This is a genomic window from Neobacillus paridis, assembly GCF_016765675.1.
GTDB classification, from domain to species: domain Bacteria; phylum Bacillota; class Bacilli; order Bacillales; family Cytobacillaceae; genus Neobacillus; species Neobacillus paridis.
The window spans coordinates 149,496-164,073 of record NZ_JAESWB010000005.1; the positions used below are offsets into that span (position 1 = coordinate 149,496).

13 protein-coding genes are annotated in these 14,578 nt (G+C 42.9%); 4 read left to right on the forward strand and 9 right to left on the reverse strand.

The genetic code is table 11. From position 1 onward, the window contains the following. The first annotated feature begins 7 nt into the window (after window positions 1-7). The 4 genes from JK635_RS00725 (at window position 8) to JK635_RS00740 (ending at window position 3,974) form a co-directional block, all read left to right on the forward strand. Entirely contained in the window at window positions 8-1,993 is a 1,986-nt protein-coding gene (locus JK635_RS00725; protein WP_202651428.1) for a cbb3-type cytochrome c oxidase subunit I, read from the forward strand. 14 nt (window positions 1,994-2,007) lie between these two features. Next, a complete protein-coding gene (locus tag JK635_RS00730) occupies window positions 2,008-2,613 on the forward strand; it encodes a cytochrome (ubi)quinol oxidase subunit III (protein WP_202651430.1) in 606 nt (201 codons plus the stop codon). A 2-nt stretch (window positions 2,614-2,615) separates the two neighbouring features. Next, a complete protein-coding gene (cyoD, locus tag JK635_RS00735; protein WP_202651432.1) occupies window positions 2,616-2,921 on the forward strand; it encodes a cytochrome o ubiquinol oxidase subunit IV in 306 nt (101 codons plus the stop codon). Window positions 2,922-3,092: 171 nt separating this feature from the next. Continuing rightward, complete coding sequence (locus tag JK635_RS00740; protein ID WP_202651434.1) at window positions 3,093-3,974, forward strand: COX15/CtaA family protein; 882 nt, start codon at window positions 3,093-3,095, stop codon at window positions 3,972-3,974. A 130-nt stretch (window positions 3,975-4,104) separates the two neighbouring features. Here the strand turns inward: JK635_RS00740 and JK635_RS00745 are convergent, their stop codons facing one another. The 9 genes from JK635_RS00745 to JK635_RS00785 form a co-directional block, all read right to left on the reverse strand. After that, window positions 4,105-5,274 carry an iron-containing alcohol dehydrogenase gene (locus JK635_RS00745; RefSeq protein WP_202651436.1) on the reverse strand — a complete coding sequence of 390 codons (1,170 nt, stop codon included), beginning with the start codon at window positions 5,272-5,274 and terminating at the stop codon, window positions 4,105-4,107. A gap of 77 nt (window positions 5,275-5,351) precedes the next feature. Then, complete coding sequence (locus JK635_RS00750; RefSeq protein WP_202651438.1) at window positions 5,352-5,717, reverse strand: hypothetical protein; 366 nt, start codon at window positions 5,715-5,717, stop codon at window positions 5,352-5,354. Window positions 5,718-5,989: 272 nt separating this feature from the next. Continuing rightward, window positions 5,990-7,477 carry an aldehyde dehydrogenase family protein gene (locus JK635_RS00755; RefSeq protein WP_202651440.1) on the reverse strand — a complete coding sequence of 496 codons (1,488 nt, stop codon included), beginning with the start codon at window positions 7,475-7,477 and terminating at the stop codon, window positions 5,990-5,992. Between the two features lie 252 nt (window positions 7,478-7,729). After that, window positions 7,730-9,226 (reverse strand): aldehyde dehydrogenase family protein, encoded by a 1,497-nt coding sequence (locus JK635_RS00760; RefSeq protein WP_202651442.1) that lies wholly within the window; start codon window positions 9,224-9,226, stop codon window positions 7,730-7,732. Between the two features lie 29 nt (window positions 9,227-9,255). Then, entirely contained in the window at window positions 9,256-10,329 is a 1,074-nt protein-coding gene (locus tag JK635_RS00765; RefSeq protein WP_202651444.1) for an ABC transporter substrate-binding protein, read from the reverse strand. After that, entirely contained in the window at window positions 10,326-11,135 is an 810-nt protein-coding gene (locus JK635_RS00770) for an ABC transporter permease (protein WP_202651446.1), read from the reverse strand. The genes JK635_RS00765 and JK635_RS00770 overlap by 4 nt, the downstream gene beginning before the upstream one ends. A 1-nt stretch (window position 11,136) precedes the next feature. Further along, window positions 11,137-11,940, reverse strand: a complete 804-nt coding sequence (locus JK635_RS00775; protein WP_202651448.1) for an ABC transporter permease — start codon at window positions 11,938-11,940, stop codon at window positions 11,137-11,139. After that, on the reverse strand, window positions 11,925-13,046 hold the full coding sequence (locus tag JK635_RS00780; protein WP_202651450.1) for an ABC transporter ATP-binding protein: 1,122 nt from the start codon (window positions 13,044-13,046) through the stop codon (window positions 11,925-11,927). The genes JK635_RS00775 and JK635_RS00780 overlap by 16 nt, the downstream gene beginning before the upstream one ends. 126 nt (window positions 13,047-13,172) lie before the next feature. Further along, entirely contained in the window at window positions 13,173-14,375 is a 1,203-nt protein-coding gene (locus tag JK635_RS00785) for a saccharopine dehydrogenase family protein (RefSeq protein ID WP_202651452.1), read from the reverse strand. Between the last annotated feature and the right edge of the window lie 203 nt (window positions 14,376-14,578).

Below are 14,578 nucleotides of genomic sequence, written 5' to 3' on the forward strand. Positions count from 1 at the left end.
ATTATAAATGGATAATTCGCATTTTTTTGTCACAGGTGACCCAATGATTTATGGTGCAGATGTTTCCATTATTTTAGTCAGTCTTGCTATTATCATTTACCTTACCTATTTTAAAAAATGGGGCTGGCTTTGGCGAGAATGGATTACTACTGTTGATCATAAGAAAATCGGTATTATGTATCTCTTATCTTCCCTGCTAATGCTCTTCCGCGGCGGTGTAGATGCTGTTTTAATGCGGATTCAGCTGGCCGTTCCGAATAGCCACTTTTTAGCATCAGAACACTATAATGAAATTTTCACCACTCATGGTACGATCATGATTTTATTTATGGCGATGCCGTTCATGTTTGCTTTATTTAACATGGTCGTTCCGCTGCAAATCGGTGCCAGAGACGTAGCCTATCCGTTTTTAAATGCGGTAAGCTTTTGGTTGTTCTTTCTTGGAGCGATGCTCCTGAATATCTCCTTTGTCATTGGCGGATCGCCAAATGCGGGCTGGCTGTCTTACGCGCCATTATCAGAAAATGACTTTAGTCCCGGACCAGGTCAAAACTTTTGGATTTGGGGCATTCAGATTTCCGGTATTGGCAGTCTGATGACTGGAATTAATTTTGTCGTGACCATCTTAAAAATGCGCACACCAACCATGCGCTTAAGGGATATGCCATTATTTTCCTGGTCTGTCTTAGCTTCATCGATCGCCATTCTTGGGGTGTTCCCAATTTTTACAGCAACTTTAGCGATGCTGACGATTGACCGTCTGCTTGGCGGACACTTCTTTACGATGACCGGCGGCGGTAATCCGATGATGTGGGTAAACTTAATTTGGATGTGGGGACATCCTGAGGTATATATTGTGGTTCTCCCTGCTTTCGGTGTCTTTTCCGAGATTGTTGCAACCTTCTCGAAAAAACGCATCTTTGGATATGCCTCGATGGTCTTTTCGATGATTGCAATCAGTATTGTTTCTTACTACACTTGGGTGCACCATTTCTTTACAATGGGTGCCGGGGCAAATGTCAATATCGTTTTTGCCATTTGTACAATGATTATCGCAATCCCAACAGGTGTTAAAGTATTTAACTGGCTGTTTACGATGTACCGGGGCCGGATTCGAATTACTCAGCCAATGTTGTGGTTTATGGCATTTGTTCCGTGTTTTCTAGTCGGCGGTGCCACTGGTGTCATGCTCGCGGCAGCACCAGCAGATTACCAATACCATAACAGCTATTTCTTAATCGCCCACTTCCACCAAGTATTGATCGGCGGCGTTGTCTTTGGTTATCTCGCCGGAATGTATTATTGGTTCCCGAAAATCTTCGGAATTAAACTGAATGAAAGATTAGGAAAATGGGCCTTTTGGACGTGGCAAATTGGTTTCTATGTTTGCTTTATGCCGCAATACGCACTCGGATTCATGGGGATGACCCGTCGGATGTATACGTACAACTCAACCATGGGCTGGGACATGGGCTGGGCGCCGCTCAACATGATCTCAACCGTTGGAGCATTCTTGATGGGGATCGGCTTCATCTTCCAAGTTTGGCAAATTCTTTATAGCATTAAACATGGTGAACGTGACGTAACAGGCGATGCTTGGGATGGCCGTACATTAGAGTGGTCGATTCCGTCTCCACCACCGGTTTACAACTTTGCGATTCTGCCTGTTGTAAAAGGCCGTGATGCATGGTGGTATCAAAAACAAGAAATGCAAAAGGGAAGCTATCAAAAAGAAGCAGTCAAATATGAGCCCATTCATATGCCAAACAATTCCGGCATACCATTTTTGATGGCGGTTTGCTTCTTTATTGCCGGATTTGGCTTTACTTTTGAATGGTGGTGGATGGGTATTGCTGGATTAATTGGTGTATTTATCACCTTATTCGCACGTTCCTTCCAATACAATACCGATCATTTTATATCTGTAGAAGAAATCGAAAGAACGGAAAATGCTTTAAGGAATCACGGTTCGATTCATCGGACTGCAAATTAGGAGGCTTTGAGAACATGTCACAAACTATTTCTGCCCATGTTTCTGACCAGAACCACGGTCATGTTGACCAGGAAGGTCTAAAAACATTAGGTTTTTGGATTTTCCTTGTTACCGACTGTCTGTTATTTGCCACTTTTTTCGCTGCCTATGCGGTGCTTCGGACCCACACAGAAGGCGGCTTTTCGGCAAAAGATTTCAATGTACCTAACTTTATAATTGAAACATTTATTCTCTTGACCAGCTCGTTTACAAGCGGTCTGGCAGTCTTATCGATGCATAAAGGGAATAAAAAAGGGCTGATCCGCTGGCTGATCATCACACTACTTTTAGGCGCGGCGTTTGTTGGGCTGGAAGTGAAGGAATTTGCCGATCTAGCGGCTGAAGGAGCAACCATCTCCCGAAGCGCCTTCCTTACTTCTTTCTTTGCTCTCGTCGGAACACACGGAGCTCACGTCACCTTTGGAATTTTTTGGATGATTGGCATCCTCTTTCAACTATCCAAAAGAGGAATTACTCCAGTAACTACAAGAAAAGTTTCCTTGGTCAGCCTTTATTGGCACTTCCTGGATGCGGTATGGATTTTCATCCTGACAGTTGTTTATTTAATGGGGGTGATGTAACGATGTCGAACCAAGAACATACAGCTTCAATCAAAGCCTATGTGACCGGCTTTATTCTTTCCATCGTGTTGACAGTCATTCCCCTTGTGCTCGTTCTGAATCATATGATGGGAAAAGCCGCCCTGACCGTCAGTATTTTGCTCGCTGCTGTCTTGCAATTTGTCGTTCAGTTGTTCTTCTTTATGCATATTCGCGACGGCGAAGGTCCACGTTACAATGTAATGGCCTTAATTCTGGGGATTATTTTTGTGGTAACAATTGTTGCTGGGGCCATATGGATTATGTCGTTTAACTCCCAGGTTCAATAATTGTACGCCTGTTATCGAGAATTCATCACATATTTCTTGAAAAAGTAAAAAAACTAATCAAAATGATTGCTAGGAGCTTCCCTGTTTACCTCATTTGGCGCTAAGGGAAGTTCTCTATTTTATCACTTGTTACACCGGAATATACGGAAATTTAAAAGAGGATGTTTGTTTATGCGCTATTTTTGGCTTTCATTTACGGCGGCTGCGCTGATATTTTTGGTAAATATTATTGGCTTTATTGATACAATGACAAATTCCGCCATGGGCTGTGGAAGTGGCTACCCCTTATGTAATGGGAAGCTTATTCCGGATTTCACTGACTACCATTCGGTAATTGAATACACCCACCGCATTGTCGTGGTTCTTGCCAGTATTTTATTATTTGTCGTGTCGGCGATATCGTGGTTCCGCTATAAATCACAGACGATCAAATGGCTGGTGCTGTTTGCCATTGTCGGAATCCTAGGGGAATCTACGCTTGGTGCGCTAACCGTTATTCTTCCGCTATCTCCGTTCCTTTTGGCGGCTCATTTAGGGATTGCACTTATCTCTTTCTCGGCATTGGCGAATATCTCCTATGTCATTTATCATCAAGAAAAGAACATTCGCCATCAGGGTCGGCTGCCCACTTCCTTTGCGTATATTTCTTGGTTTGTCTTTTTCTTCCTATACCTGGCGATTTATTTTGGCGGTTATGTTTCAAAAACAGGGTCGGGTGGTGCCTTCCGCGGCTTTCCGATTCCGACGGAGCACTTTTCCGAGGTGGGGAATGCCTTTTGGGTAGATGTGATCCACCGCCTGTTTGCTTTAGTATTAGTAATCCTATTTGTTATCCTTTTTGCCTATGCGAAAAAGTACCATTTGACTCGTCCGGACCTCTATCGCTTAAGCGGAATTTGTTTGTTGCTCATTGTGCTGCAGGCTTTAAGTGGAGCGCTCTTGATTTATACCCATTTAAGTCTTGGCGCCGTCCTGGTCCATGTATCGATTGTTTCCCTGCTCGTCGCAACCCTAAGTATTATTTGTATTCAAAGCTGGATTAAGCCTGACTGAGCCATAGGGAAAATATATTATAAGAAACAGGAACCAGCTGCCTTGTGAAAATGGGTGATTGGCTCCTGTTTTGTTATCTACACCAGGGACAGAGACCCCCACTTACTTACCTGATAACACTAGAGTGGAACTAGTAATGGTAACAAATTTGATAAAGCTCGACTAATTCACGATGTGTCGGAATCCGCGGATTGTTACCCGGACTGCCACTTTCGATGGCATCCGCCGCCATTTTTTCTACAACTCGATCAAATGCTTGTTGTTCAATTCCCCACCCTTTTAAGTTTGGTATGTTCAGATTTTGGCAAAGGCTTGCTACCGAGCTGACGGCTATTTCAGCGGCCTCATCATCAGATAGCCCAACTTTTTGCGGTTGGAATAGCCTCCCAATTACTGCCAGACGGTTAATACAAGCCCCCATACTAAACTCTAAAACGGCCGGAAGCAGCATCGCATTCGAAATGCCGTGGGGTACATGAAACAGTGCCCCGATTGGCCGCGACATCCCATGGACCAGACAGACGGAGGCATTGGAAAAAGCCATCCCTGCCTGCAGCGAACCTAATGATATGGCCTCGCGGGCATCGGTGTTTTCACCGTTATCATACGCTGATTGTAAATTTGAAATAATCAGTTCCATCGCCGATATGGCCAATGTATCAGTCATTGGCTGAGCTTTTCTTGAAAGATATGCCTCGATAGCGTGACTTAAAGCATCGACACCGGTTGCCGCTGTCACAGCTTTCGGAGAAGAAATGGTTAACAGCGGATCGACAATCGCAACTTCAGGCAAAAAAGCTGGCTGTTTAATCATCATTTTGACATCATTAGTTGTGTTCGTAATTACCGTAACATCTGTAGCTTCCGATCCGGTGCCTGCTGTCGTTGGAATGGCAATATGCGGGATGGGCGGTTTAGCAACTATGTTCTTTTCCCGTTGATAATCGCCAATGTAGCCTCCATTCGTCGCTAAAACCGCAACCGATTTTGCCGTATCAATACAGCTGCCGCCGCCTAAAGAAATCACCAAATCACATTGCTCCTGCTGGAATAATTCGAGAGCTTCCCTTACATACTGATCGGTGGGTTCGGAATCCACACCTTGATAAACAGATGCAGCTACCCCCGCTTGATTGAGCAGGTTTTGACATTTGCTGATATTGCCCAGTTGATCCATGATTTTATCACTAACGATGAGCGCCTTTTTTCCTCTAATTGCCGCTTCCCTACCTACATTATCAAAGGCATTTCTTCCATAAAAAATCGAATTAGGGGTTCGAAAAACTGCAAAATTTTTCATTCGTTCGATCACTCCGTCCCACTTAATAATAACCTGAACATTTCAGCTATTGTTCAATTCTACACGCTCAAACCTTTTTAAGAGAAAATAGTTTTACTCCAGGTAAATGCCTGGCTAAGGGTCCTTAATGTGTAGACACGGGCCGCAAAGATGAACAATTCATCGTAGTGATTTCTCACATATTCGTCGATAATGTCCATCCCCTGTTGAAATTGATTAACCAAGTAATGCGTATATTTCGCATCCCAGGAAAACTGATTGATTCTCTGAAGTTCATCTGCGATAATTTGAAACTTGTATTCCTCGGTTAACAGCTTGATCTGATAGACTTTATCGCGATTTAAAGGAAAACTATTATTATTTTCATAGTTACACCGGACATATTTTATAAAAGAATTGATATTTTCAGATAACAGATTTGCTTTTTGCATTTCAAAGTTCATTTTTCCACTCCCCATAATGTAACCAGTAACACATTACTTACAAGAGTGTATGTTTTTCATTAAAGATATAATACTGGTTTATAAAGAAAACGCGCCGATTGACAAGCCTTTAAGGCGAAGATAGAGGCATAGTTCGCCCTAAAGACCAATACTTACGAAGCTTTCCTTAGTACACTTATGTCTGATAGAAAAGTTAATACTTTCCTATCGGCCGAGAAAAAAGCTCCTCTCAACCGCTTGAGAAGAGCTTTTTTTGTATTTTGAAAAAGTGGTTATTGTTTAACGGAAATCCAAACACTTTTAACTTCGGTGTAGTTATTTAAGGCATAAGAGCCCATTTCACGGCCAATTCCAGATTGTTTATAGCCGCCAAACGGTGACGCTGCATCAAAGGCATTATAGCAGTTTACCCAAACCGTACCTGCCCGCAAGCGATTAGCAATATAGTGGGCCTTGGATACATCCTTCGTCCATACCCCAGCTGCTAGACCATATTCGCTGTTGTTTGCACGTTCAATCAACTCATCAAGATCTTCATATGGCAGTGCAGAAATAACTGGTCCAAAGATTTCCTCCTTGGCAATCGTCATTTCATCACGGACATCCGCAAAAATGGTCGGCGAAACAAAATAGCCTTGCTCAAACGGCTTATCGCCACCGGTTAATAACTCCGCCCCTTCATTAAGGCCTTTTTCAATATAACCAAGAACGCGATTTTGTTGTTCGATCGAAACGAGCGGACCAATTTCGGTATCCGCATGGAGTCCGGCCCCTTGCTTAATTTTTTGCGCGTGGCTTACCATATCCGCTACAACATTATCAAATTGCTTTTTCTGAATAAATACTCTTGAACCGGCACAGCAAACTTGACCTTGGTTAAACATAACCCCATTAAGAGCGCCTGGTATAGCCTGCGAAAGGTCGGCATCCGGGAGAATGATATTTGGAGACTTTCCGCCAAGCTCAAGCGTGACTCGTTTCAAGGTTTTGGAAGCTCTTTCCATGATAAGCTTACCCACTTCGGTTGAGCCGGTAAAAGCCACTTTATCAACTAGCGGGTGATCTACAAGCGGCTGACCTGCCGTTTCGCCAAAACCAGGAACAACGTTCACAACCCCGGCCGGGAATCCGGCTTCTTCGATTAATTCTGCTAAGTATAAAGCAGACAGCGGCGTTTGTTCCGCCGGTTTAAGGACGACGGTACAACCGGTAGCAAGTGCTGCACCAAGCTTCCACATCGCCATTAATAATGGGAAGTTCCATGGGATAATTTGACCGACAACCCCAACAGCCTCATGACGAGTGTAGTTAAAAAACGGCCCATTTACAGGAATCGTTTGACCCACGATTTTCGTGGACCAGCCAGCATAGTAACGCATATGTTCAATCGCCAGCGGTATATCAGCGGCTGTCGTTTCTCGAATTGGTTTCCCGTTATCCAACGTTTCTAATTGGGCAAGTTCTTCTTTATTTTCTTCCATTAAATCCGCTAATTTGTACATCAGGCGACTGCGCTCGGCTGCGCTCATTTTCGACCACGGGCCATCATCAAAGGCTTTTCTTGCTGCTCTTACAGCACGGTCGATGTCTTTTTCTTCTGCCTCATAGACAGCAGCCAGTACCTCACCAGTAGCGGGGTTATACGTATCGAATGTTTTTTGAGAGAAGCTTTCAACAAATTGACCATCAATGTACAGTTTCTTTTTCCCCAGTAAAAATTTTTCTACCTTTTCTTTTAAATCTACTGTTACTTGACTCAAATGTTCCTTCCTCCCTTGTTAGATCATTGACAAAAGGAATTGACAACGTTTTCAATCCCACCTAATATACTATCATTAGCAAAAACAAGGATTCAATAAAATTTTGTCCAAATTTTCAGACATATTATGACAGTATTATTAGACATATGAATACAGTTTCTTTGATACTGGTAATTGTTTTTGACATATAGAACTGGCCTATGAGACACTTTGCAGGGTTTCGGCAAGTATTTTGTCCCATAGACCTTTAAGCTACATTTTACTAGCAGCTACACCTGTTCCCATCTCTTTTCTTTTAAACCAGCCACTAGGCTGGACATTTAAATCGATATTTACTTGTTTTACCTCTTGGTAGGCCTCAAATCCAAAGGTTCCCAGTTCCCGGCCGATGCCGCTTTGTTTATAACCGCCCCACGGCGCTTCGTTAAAGGTAGGATGGTAGGTGTTAATCCAAGTGATTCCCGCACGCAATTTACGGATTACCCGCTGTGCCTTTGCTCCATCGGAGGTAAATACAGCACCTGCCAGCCCATATTGCGAGTCATTGGCTAGTTTAATAGCCTCTTCTTCATCCTTAAAGGTTTGAATGACTAATACCGGGCCAAAGATTTCTTCTTTGACAATTCTCATTTCAGGTGAGGTGTTACTGAAAATGGTCGGAGCGACAAAAAAGCCTTTTTCGAACAAGCGGTTACCACCACATAATAATTGTGCGCCTTCCTCTTTTCCAAGAGAAATATAGGTAAGCACCTTCTCCATATGCTGTTTCGAGATCAGCGGTCCCATTTCTGTTGATGGATCCATCCCATTTCCGACGATAATATCCTTTGCCCTTTTTACCAGTTCCGGGACAAATCGGTCATATAATGTTTCCTGTAAAATTAGCCGCGAACCGGCAGAACATACTTGCCCTTGGTTGGCAAATATTGCATACAATGCATAATCAACAGCTGTTTCAAAATCAGCATCATCAAAAACAATATTAGGAGATTTCCCGCCTAACTCAAGCGAAATATTTTTGAGCGTATCGGCTGCGGCTTTCATGATTTTCTTTCCGGTCACTGTCCCCCCGGTAAAGGCGATTTTATCGACTAAAGGATTTCTTGCCAATTCTGCGCCGACAGTCGCCCCTTCTCCAAGAATAAGATTGGCAACTCCCGGCGGGAAGCCAACCTCATCTATAATTTCAAATAATTGAATCAAACTTAACGGCGTTTGCTCAGCAGGCTTAATCACGACCGAGCATCCCGCAGCCAATGCCGGTGCCAGCTTTTGTACTGCCATCACTAACGGGTAATTCCAGGGAACGATTTGCCCGGCTACCCCAATCGGTTCCCGCACCACATAGGCTTGAATATCGTCGGGAACATCGTACACCTGCCCAGTCGGTTTCGTTGCCAACCCGGCATAGTATCGAAATTGGTTGACCGCGTCGGCAACATCATATCTGGATTCCCTTAATGGTTTACCATTATTTAACGTTTCAAGAACAGCGAACCTCTCGATTTCTTCTTCCAGCCGGTCGGCAACCTGCATCAACAGCTCCGCCCTGTTCCTGGCATGAGTTTCCCCCCAGCCATCTTGATAAAAAGCTCTATGTGCGGCCTGAATTGCCGCCATCGCATCCTCAACCGTCGCTTCGGTCACTTCAGCAATTATCTCCTCTGTTGCCGGATTGATTACCTCCCGTACCGCACCACTGTTGCTTAGTACCCACTTACCATTAATGTACATTTTTTTGATACTCATACGCTATACTCTCCCTTTTAAACGGATATTTAGTCTTGATGCATTTTAAATTCCAGAAATAATTCATTAAAATAGGCTATATTCTTTTTCCCTAAATCTTCATAGACTTCCAGCTTATCCGTCAATTCCGGAGCTGGATAAAATCGCTTATCCTTCACGACGTCTTTGGGCATGTAGGAAAGAGCCTTTTTATTCGGTGTTGAATAGCCCACATATTCGGCATTTTTGGCGGCGTTTTTCGGGTCAAGCATAAAATTAATAAATTTGTGGGCCCCTCCGATATTTTTGACGGTCTTCGGGATAACCATATTATCAAACCAAACGTTAGAGCCTTCCTTTGGAACAACATAATCTAAGTCTTCATTATTGGATATCGTCTCTGAGGCTTCACCAGACCAAGTGAAACCAACAGCGGCCTCTTCGTTAGCAAGCAAAATCTTGATTTCATCCCCTACGATTGCCTTTACATTTGGCATCAATGAATCTAGCTTTTTCTTGGCCGCAAGTAAATGCTGCTTATTCGTATCATTGAGCGAATACCCCAAACTGTTTAATCCCATTCCAATTACTTCACGGGCGCTGTCAACTAATAGAATTTGATTTTTTAAATCAGGATCCCACAGGTCGTTCCAGCTGGTTATTTTTTTCCCACCCAGCATTTTGGGGTTGTAAACAATTCCAGCAGTGCCCCAAAAATAAGGCATGGAATATTTATTACCGGGATCAAAAGACAAATCCATGAATCGTTGATCAATATGGACCAGATTAGGAAGCTTGGAATGATCCAAGGGAACGAGCAAGCCCTTTTTCACCATCTTCACAATCGTATAATCAGAGGGGATGGCTATGTCATAATTCGTGCCCCCCTGCTCGATTTTCGTCATCATCGCCTCATTTGAATCGAACGTTTCATAGATGACCTTGATCCCGGTTTCTTTTTCAAATTTCTTGATTAAATCGGGGTCAATATAATCACCCCAATTGTAAACCGTCAGCGTATTACCGCCTGAATATCCTTGAGAAGAGTTCAAATTGGCATTCACCATCAGCAGGGCTGCCGACACGATCACGATCGTCAGAAAAAACTGCAGCAGTTTCTTCATCGTTTTTGAACCCCCAATCCGCTCGCCTTATTATTTCTTAACGTAATGAAGTGATAAATCACCACAAGTAACAGTGTGACTAAGAACAGCAACGCTGATAAGGCATTAATATTTAAGGAAATTCCCCGGCGGGCTAAGGAATATATTTCCACCGAAAGGGTCGAAAAACCGTTGCCGGTGACAAAAAAGGTTACAGAGAAATCATCCAAAGAATAGGTTAAGGCCATAAAAAAGCCGGCAAAGATCCCCGGAGAAATAAACGGAATGATCACCTTTGTTAACACATCCCAGCTGTTTGCCCCGAGATCCCGGGCCGCATCAATCAGCGACGGGCTCATTTCCATTAATTTTGGCAGCACCATTAACACTACAATTGGAATGCTAAAAGCAATGTGAGACAATAAAACGGAATAAAATCCGAGTTTCACTCCGGCGATGGTAAACAATATCAGGAATGAGGCCCCGATAATGACGTCCGGGCTGACAATTAACACATTGTTTAATGACAATAACATGTTTTTTGTTTGTCTTTTTTTGGCATTATAGATAGCCAAGGCGCCCAACATACCAAAAATAGTCGAAAAGAGAGCTGAAAGAAGGGCGACAATAATCGTGTTTAAAACAATAATCAGCATCCGAGTATCATGAAAAAGTTCGCGATACCACTGCATCGAAAACCCTTTAAAGTCAAACATCGTGTCTCCGCTATTGAAGGAATAAAAGATCAAAAAGAAAATCGGGGCATAGAGGATGAAAAAGATGGCCGCTAATCCTATCTTTGCTAATGGTGATAAATGTTGTCCCATCTTACACACCCCGCTTTCGGGTATTGGTCAGAAACATGAATAAAATCATAATCAGGATTAAAAATACAGCAATGGTCGAACCCATGCCCCAATCCTGAGTGACAAGAAACTGCTGCTCAATCGCTGTACCGAGGGTAATTACCTTGTTTCCCGCAATTAACCGCGTCAGCATGAATAAGGAAAGCGCTGGAATGAATGTCACCTGCCAGCCGGACTTCACCCCGTCAATCGTCAGCGGAAAAATGACCCGATAAAAGGCTGTCCACGCAGAAGCCCCAAGGTCTCGTGCCGCATCCAACAGGGTCGGATTTAATTCATTTAAACTATTAAAAATGGGAAGAATCATGAACGGAATAAAGATATATACTGATACAAACACAAAGCTGAAATCGGTAAATAAAATTTGCTGTTCCCCCATACCGATGATTTTTAAAAAACTGTTTGCCACCCCATATGTACCGAAAATACCGAGGAAGGCATATGCTTTTAACAATAAATTTATCCACGATGGAACAATGATTAACAGCAGCCAAAATTGCTTATGCTTCGTTTTCGTTAATAAATAGGCAGTAGGATAGGCAATCAAAAAAGTGATCACTGTAATTAAAAAGGCGTACCAAAAGGAGCTTAGCGTCATTTTTAAATATACGGCGGTGAAAAACTTTTGATAATTGACGAACGAAAAATTCCCTTCAATGTCGAATAAAGAGTAGTAGACGATCAGCAAGATGGGCAAAATGACAAAAATCACAATCCACAAAAAATAAGAAAACGAGTAAAGGTTGCGGCTCAATTTACTTTCCATTGCGCGGAATCCCCCTTATCCGCATAGGTTTCCAAACGGCGGTCGAATTCTTCTTCTGTCTCCCCAAGACGCATAACATGGATCGCTTCTCTATCAAAAGAAAGACCGATCTCTTTGCCCACTTTTGCCTTTTTCGTTGAATGGACAAGCCACTCATTGTCGTCTTTATCGTAGCAGCAGATTTCATAATGGACGCCGCGAAATAGCTGCGAATCAACACGTACCTGGAGTCTTCCCAGTTCAGGGGTGGTAATCTCCAAATCCTCCGGCCGAATAACAATTTCAACCGGTTCATTGGCATTAAACCCTTTATCATCACATTCAAACTTTTTTCCGACAAATTCAACCAAATAATCTTCTACCATTTTACCTTCGACAATATTGGACTCCCCGATAAAATCGGCAACAAACCGATTAATCGGTTCATCATAAATATCGGTTGGCGTTCCACTTTGCTGGATTTTTCCGTTGTTGATGACAAAAATTTCATCAGACATCGCCAAAGCTTCTTCCTGGTCATGGGTGACGAAAACAAAAGTAATCCCTAACCTGCGCTGCAGTTCCCGTAATTCGTACTGCATCTCCGTCCTTAACTTTAAATCAAGAGCCGATAATGGTTCATCAAGCAGGATCATTTCCGGTTTGTTGACAATCGCCCGGGCGATTGCTACGCGCTGCCGCTGACCACCGGACATTTCGCGGATTTCCCGATATTCATAGCCATCCAAATTGACAAAACTTAATGCTTGTTTCACTTTTGCCTCAATCTCGGTTTTTTTTACCTTCTTAATCCTTAAACCGAAAGCGACATTCTCAAATACATTTAAATGAGGAAAAAGCGCATAATCTTGAAAAACCGTATTCACTTGGCGTTTATTGGCTGGCAGGTGATTAATTTTTTGACCATTAAACCAAATTTCGCCTTCAGATGGCTCGGTAAAACCGGCGATCAGTCTTAAAATCGTTGTTTTTCCGCAGCCGGATGGACCGAGCAGGGTGTAAAATTTTCCTCGCTCAAGGGTAAAGCTGACGTTGTCTAAAACAGGCGGATTATTCCCAAATCGCTTTGTTACGTTTTTGAATTGGATTATTGAAGCAACATTCATAGCGGCCTCCTTTAATCGCTTCGTTATGATTATCAAACTCTTTAAAGCGCTTCCATGCCTTTTATCACTAGATTGAAAGAATAGCTCCTGCCAGAGGAGCTATTCACTGTCTTACATTTTTTATAATTAAGCCGTTTTGATAATTGGACTAGTTTTCTTCATCACATACCATTCCATTCCTCTAGCCTGCATGCGCTCTAAGAACGGAACGGGGTCAATTTTTTCCGGTGGAATGCAGCCGGTTTCGGTCAACAGCCCTTCGGCAATCATGTCTACCGCGACAACTGGCGGTACGCCTGTTTGCCAAACCGTTGCTTGGAAACCCACCTTTTCATAAATTTCATCATGGTTGGCGATTGTATAGACATACAGTTCTACGTTTTGGCCACCCTTTGTTCCTTTTACATACGCGCCCACACAGGAATATCCGTGAATTTTTCCTGCCAATTCAGCGGGCTTTGGCATTGTCGTGACAACGACATCACGCGGCACAACCTCTACCCCGCCAACATTGATCGGCTCTTTACTATCAAGTCCTAAATAACTCAATACCTTCAGTGTATTCACGAAATCCGGGTGAAGCGCATAGCGGAACTCGACATATTCACATCCTTTTCCAATCGACTTTCCGAGGGTTACTGCTTCTTCGTGTTCAACGACATAGCAGTCTAACCAGCCAATTGGGTCGGGAAATTCAAACTCATCCTTATTCGCAAATGGTGTAGGATAATATTGTAAACCACCTTTAGCAGTCCAGTAATTGGGCTTTGCCAAACACTCCTGAATTGCTGTTTGCGGACTAAAGTAAGCGCAAAAGCCCTCATAATCAACTTCGGAATTATCTCCGTCGAGAATGGTAATCGATTTAACCGTATCTAACTGGTCGGCCGCATATCGAGCCGCAATATTGGAAAAACCAGGATCACAACCTAATCCCATAATACCTAGCACACCCGCTTGTTTAAATTGATCACCCCAATCCAGTTGCTTTAATAGGTCGTCCGGGCCATCGGAAGCCATGTCAATATAATGGGTCTTCGTTTCGACACATGCTTGCATTACCGAATAATTAAATTCCGGTATCCCTGCGTGAAGAAGTACATTTACATCATCCAAAATAGAAGCAACACTTTTTGTATTACTGGCATCTACCTGGCAAACCTCAATTGTGGCAGAAGACGTCTTTCTTAGCGCTTGTGCAAGCTTCTCCGCTGCCTTTGTCGAGATATCCGCCAGCACCAATTTCGTTAAATATTCTTTTTTGACTACTTCCGATGCACAAACTTGACCTACACCGCCAACTCCCAAAATCACTACATTAAAACTCAAACAGTCGTCCTCCTAAAATTTTTTTACTTCTAGATCCGAATACGAAACAACCAACGTTTTCTAGCTACAATCGTAAGCAATTGTTTCAATTTATATTGCCACTCCCCTTTCAGTGTTCTCATTTATTTATATTAAGCCGGTTGAAAATAATGGAGTTCCACTTTTGGCCTAATACACTAAATTAGGATAAAAATTATGGAAAA

Excerpts from the sequence above, each read along its gene's own strand:
- JK635_RS00725 (WP_202651428.1), top strand. The coding sequence starts at position 8 with ATGGATAATTCGCATTTTTTTGTCACAGGTGACCCAATGATTTATGGT.
- JK635_RS00730 (WP_202651430.1), top strand. The coding sequence starts at position 2,008 with ATGTCACAAACTATTTCTGCCCATGTTTCTGACCAGAACCACGGTCAT.
- cyoD (WP_202651432.1), top strand. The coding sequence starts at position 2,616 with ATGTCGAACCAAGAACATACAGCTTCAATCAAAGCCTATGTGACCGGC.
- JK635_RS00740 (WP_202651434.1), top strand. The coding sequence starts at position 3,093 with ATGCGCTATTTTTGGCTTTCATTTACGGCGGCTGCGCTGATATTTTTG.
- JK635_RS00745 (WP_202651436.1), bottom strand. The coding sequence starts at position 5,274 with ATGAAAAATTTTGCAGTTTTTCGAACCCCTAATTCGATTTTTTATGGA.
- JK635_RS00750 (WP_202651438.1), bottom strand. The coding sequence starts at position 5,717 with ATGAACTTTGAAATGCAAAAAGCAAATCTGTTATCTGAAAATATCAAT.
- JK635_RS00760 (WP_202651442.1), bottom strand. The coding sequence starts at position 9,226 with ATGAGTATCAAAAAAATGTACATTAATGGTAAGTGGGTACTAAGCAAC.
- JK635_RS00765 (WP_202651444.1), bottom strand. The coding sequence starts at position 10,329 with ATGAAGAAACTGCTGCAGTTTTTTCTGACGATCGTGATCGTGTCGGCA.
- JK635_RS00770 (WP_202651446.1), bottom strand. The coding sequence starts at position 11,135 with ATGGGACAACATTTATCACCATTAGCAAAGATAGGATTAGCGGCCATC.
- JK635_RS00775 (WP_202651448.1), bottom strand. The coding sequence starts at position 11,940 with ATGGAAAGTAAATTGAGCCGCAACCTTTACTCGTTTTCTTATTTTTTG.
- JK635_RS00780 (WP_202651450.1), bottom strand. The coding sequence starts at position 13,046 with ATGAATGTTGCTTCAATAATCCAATTCAAAAACGTAACAAAGCGATTT.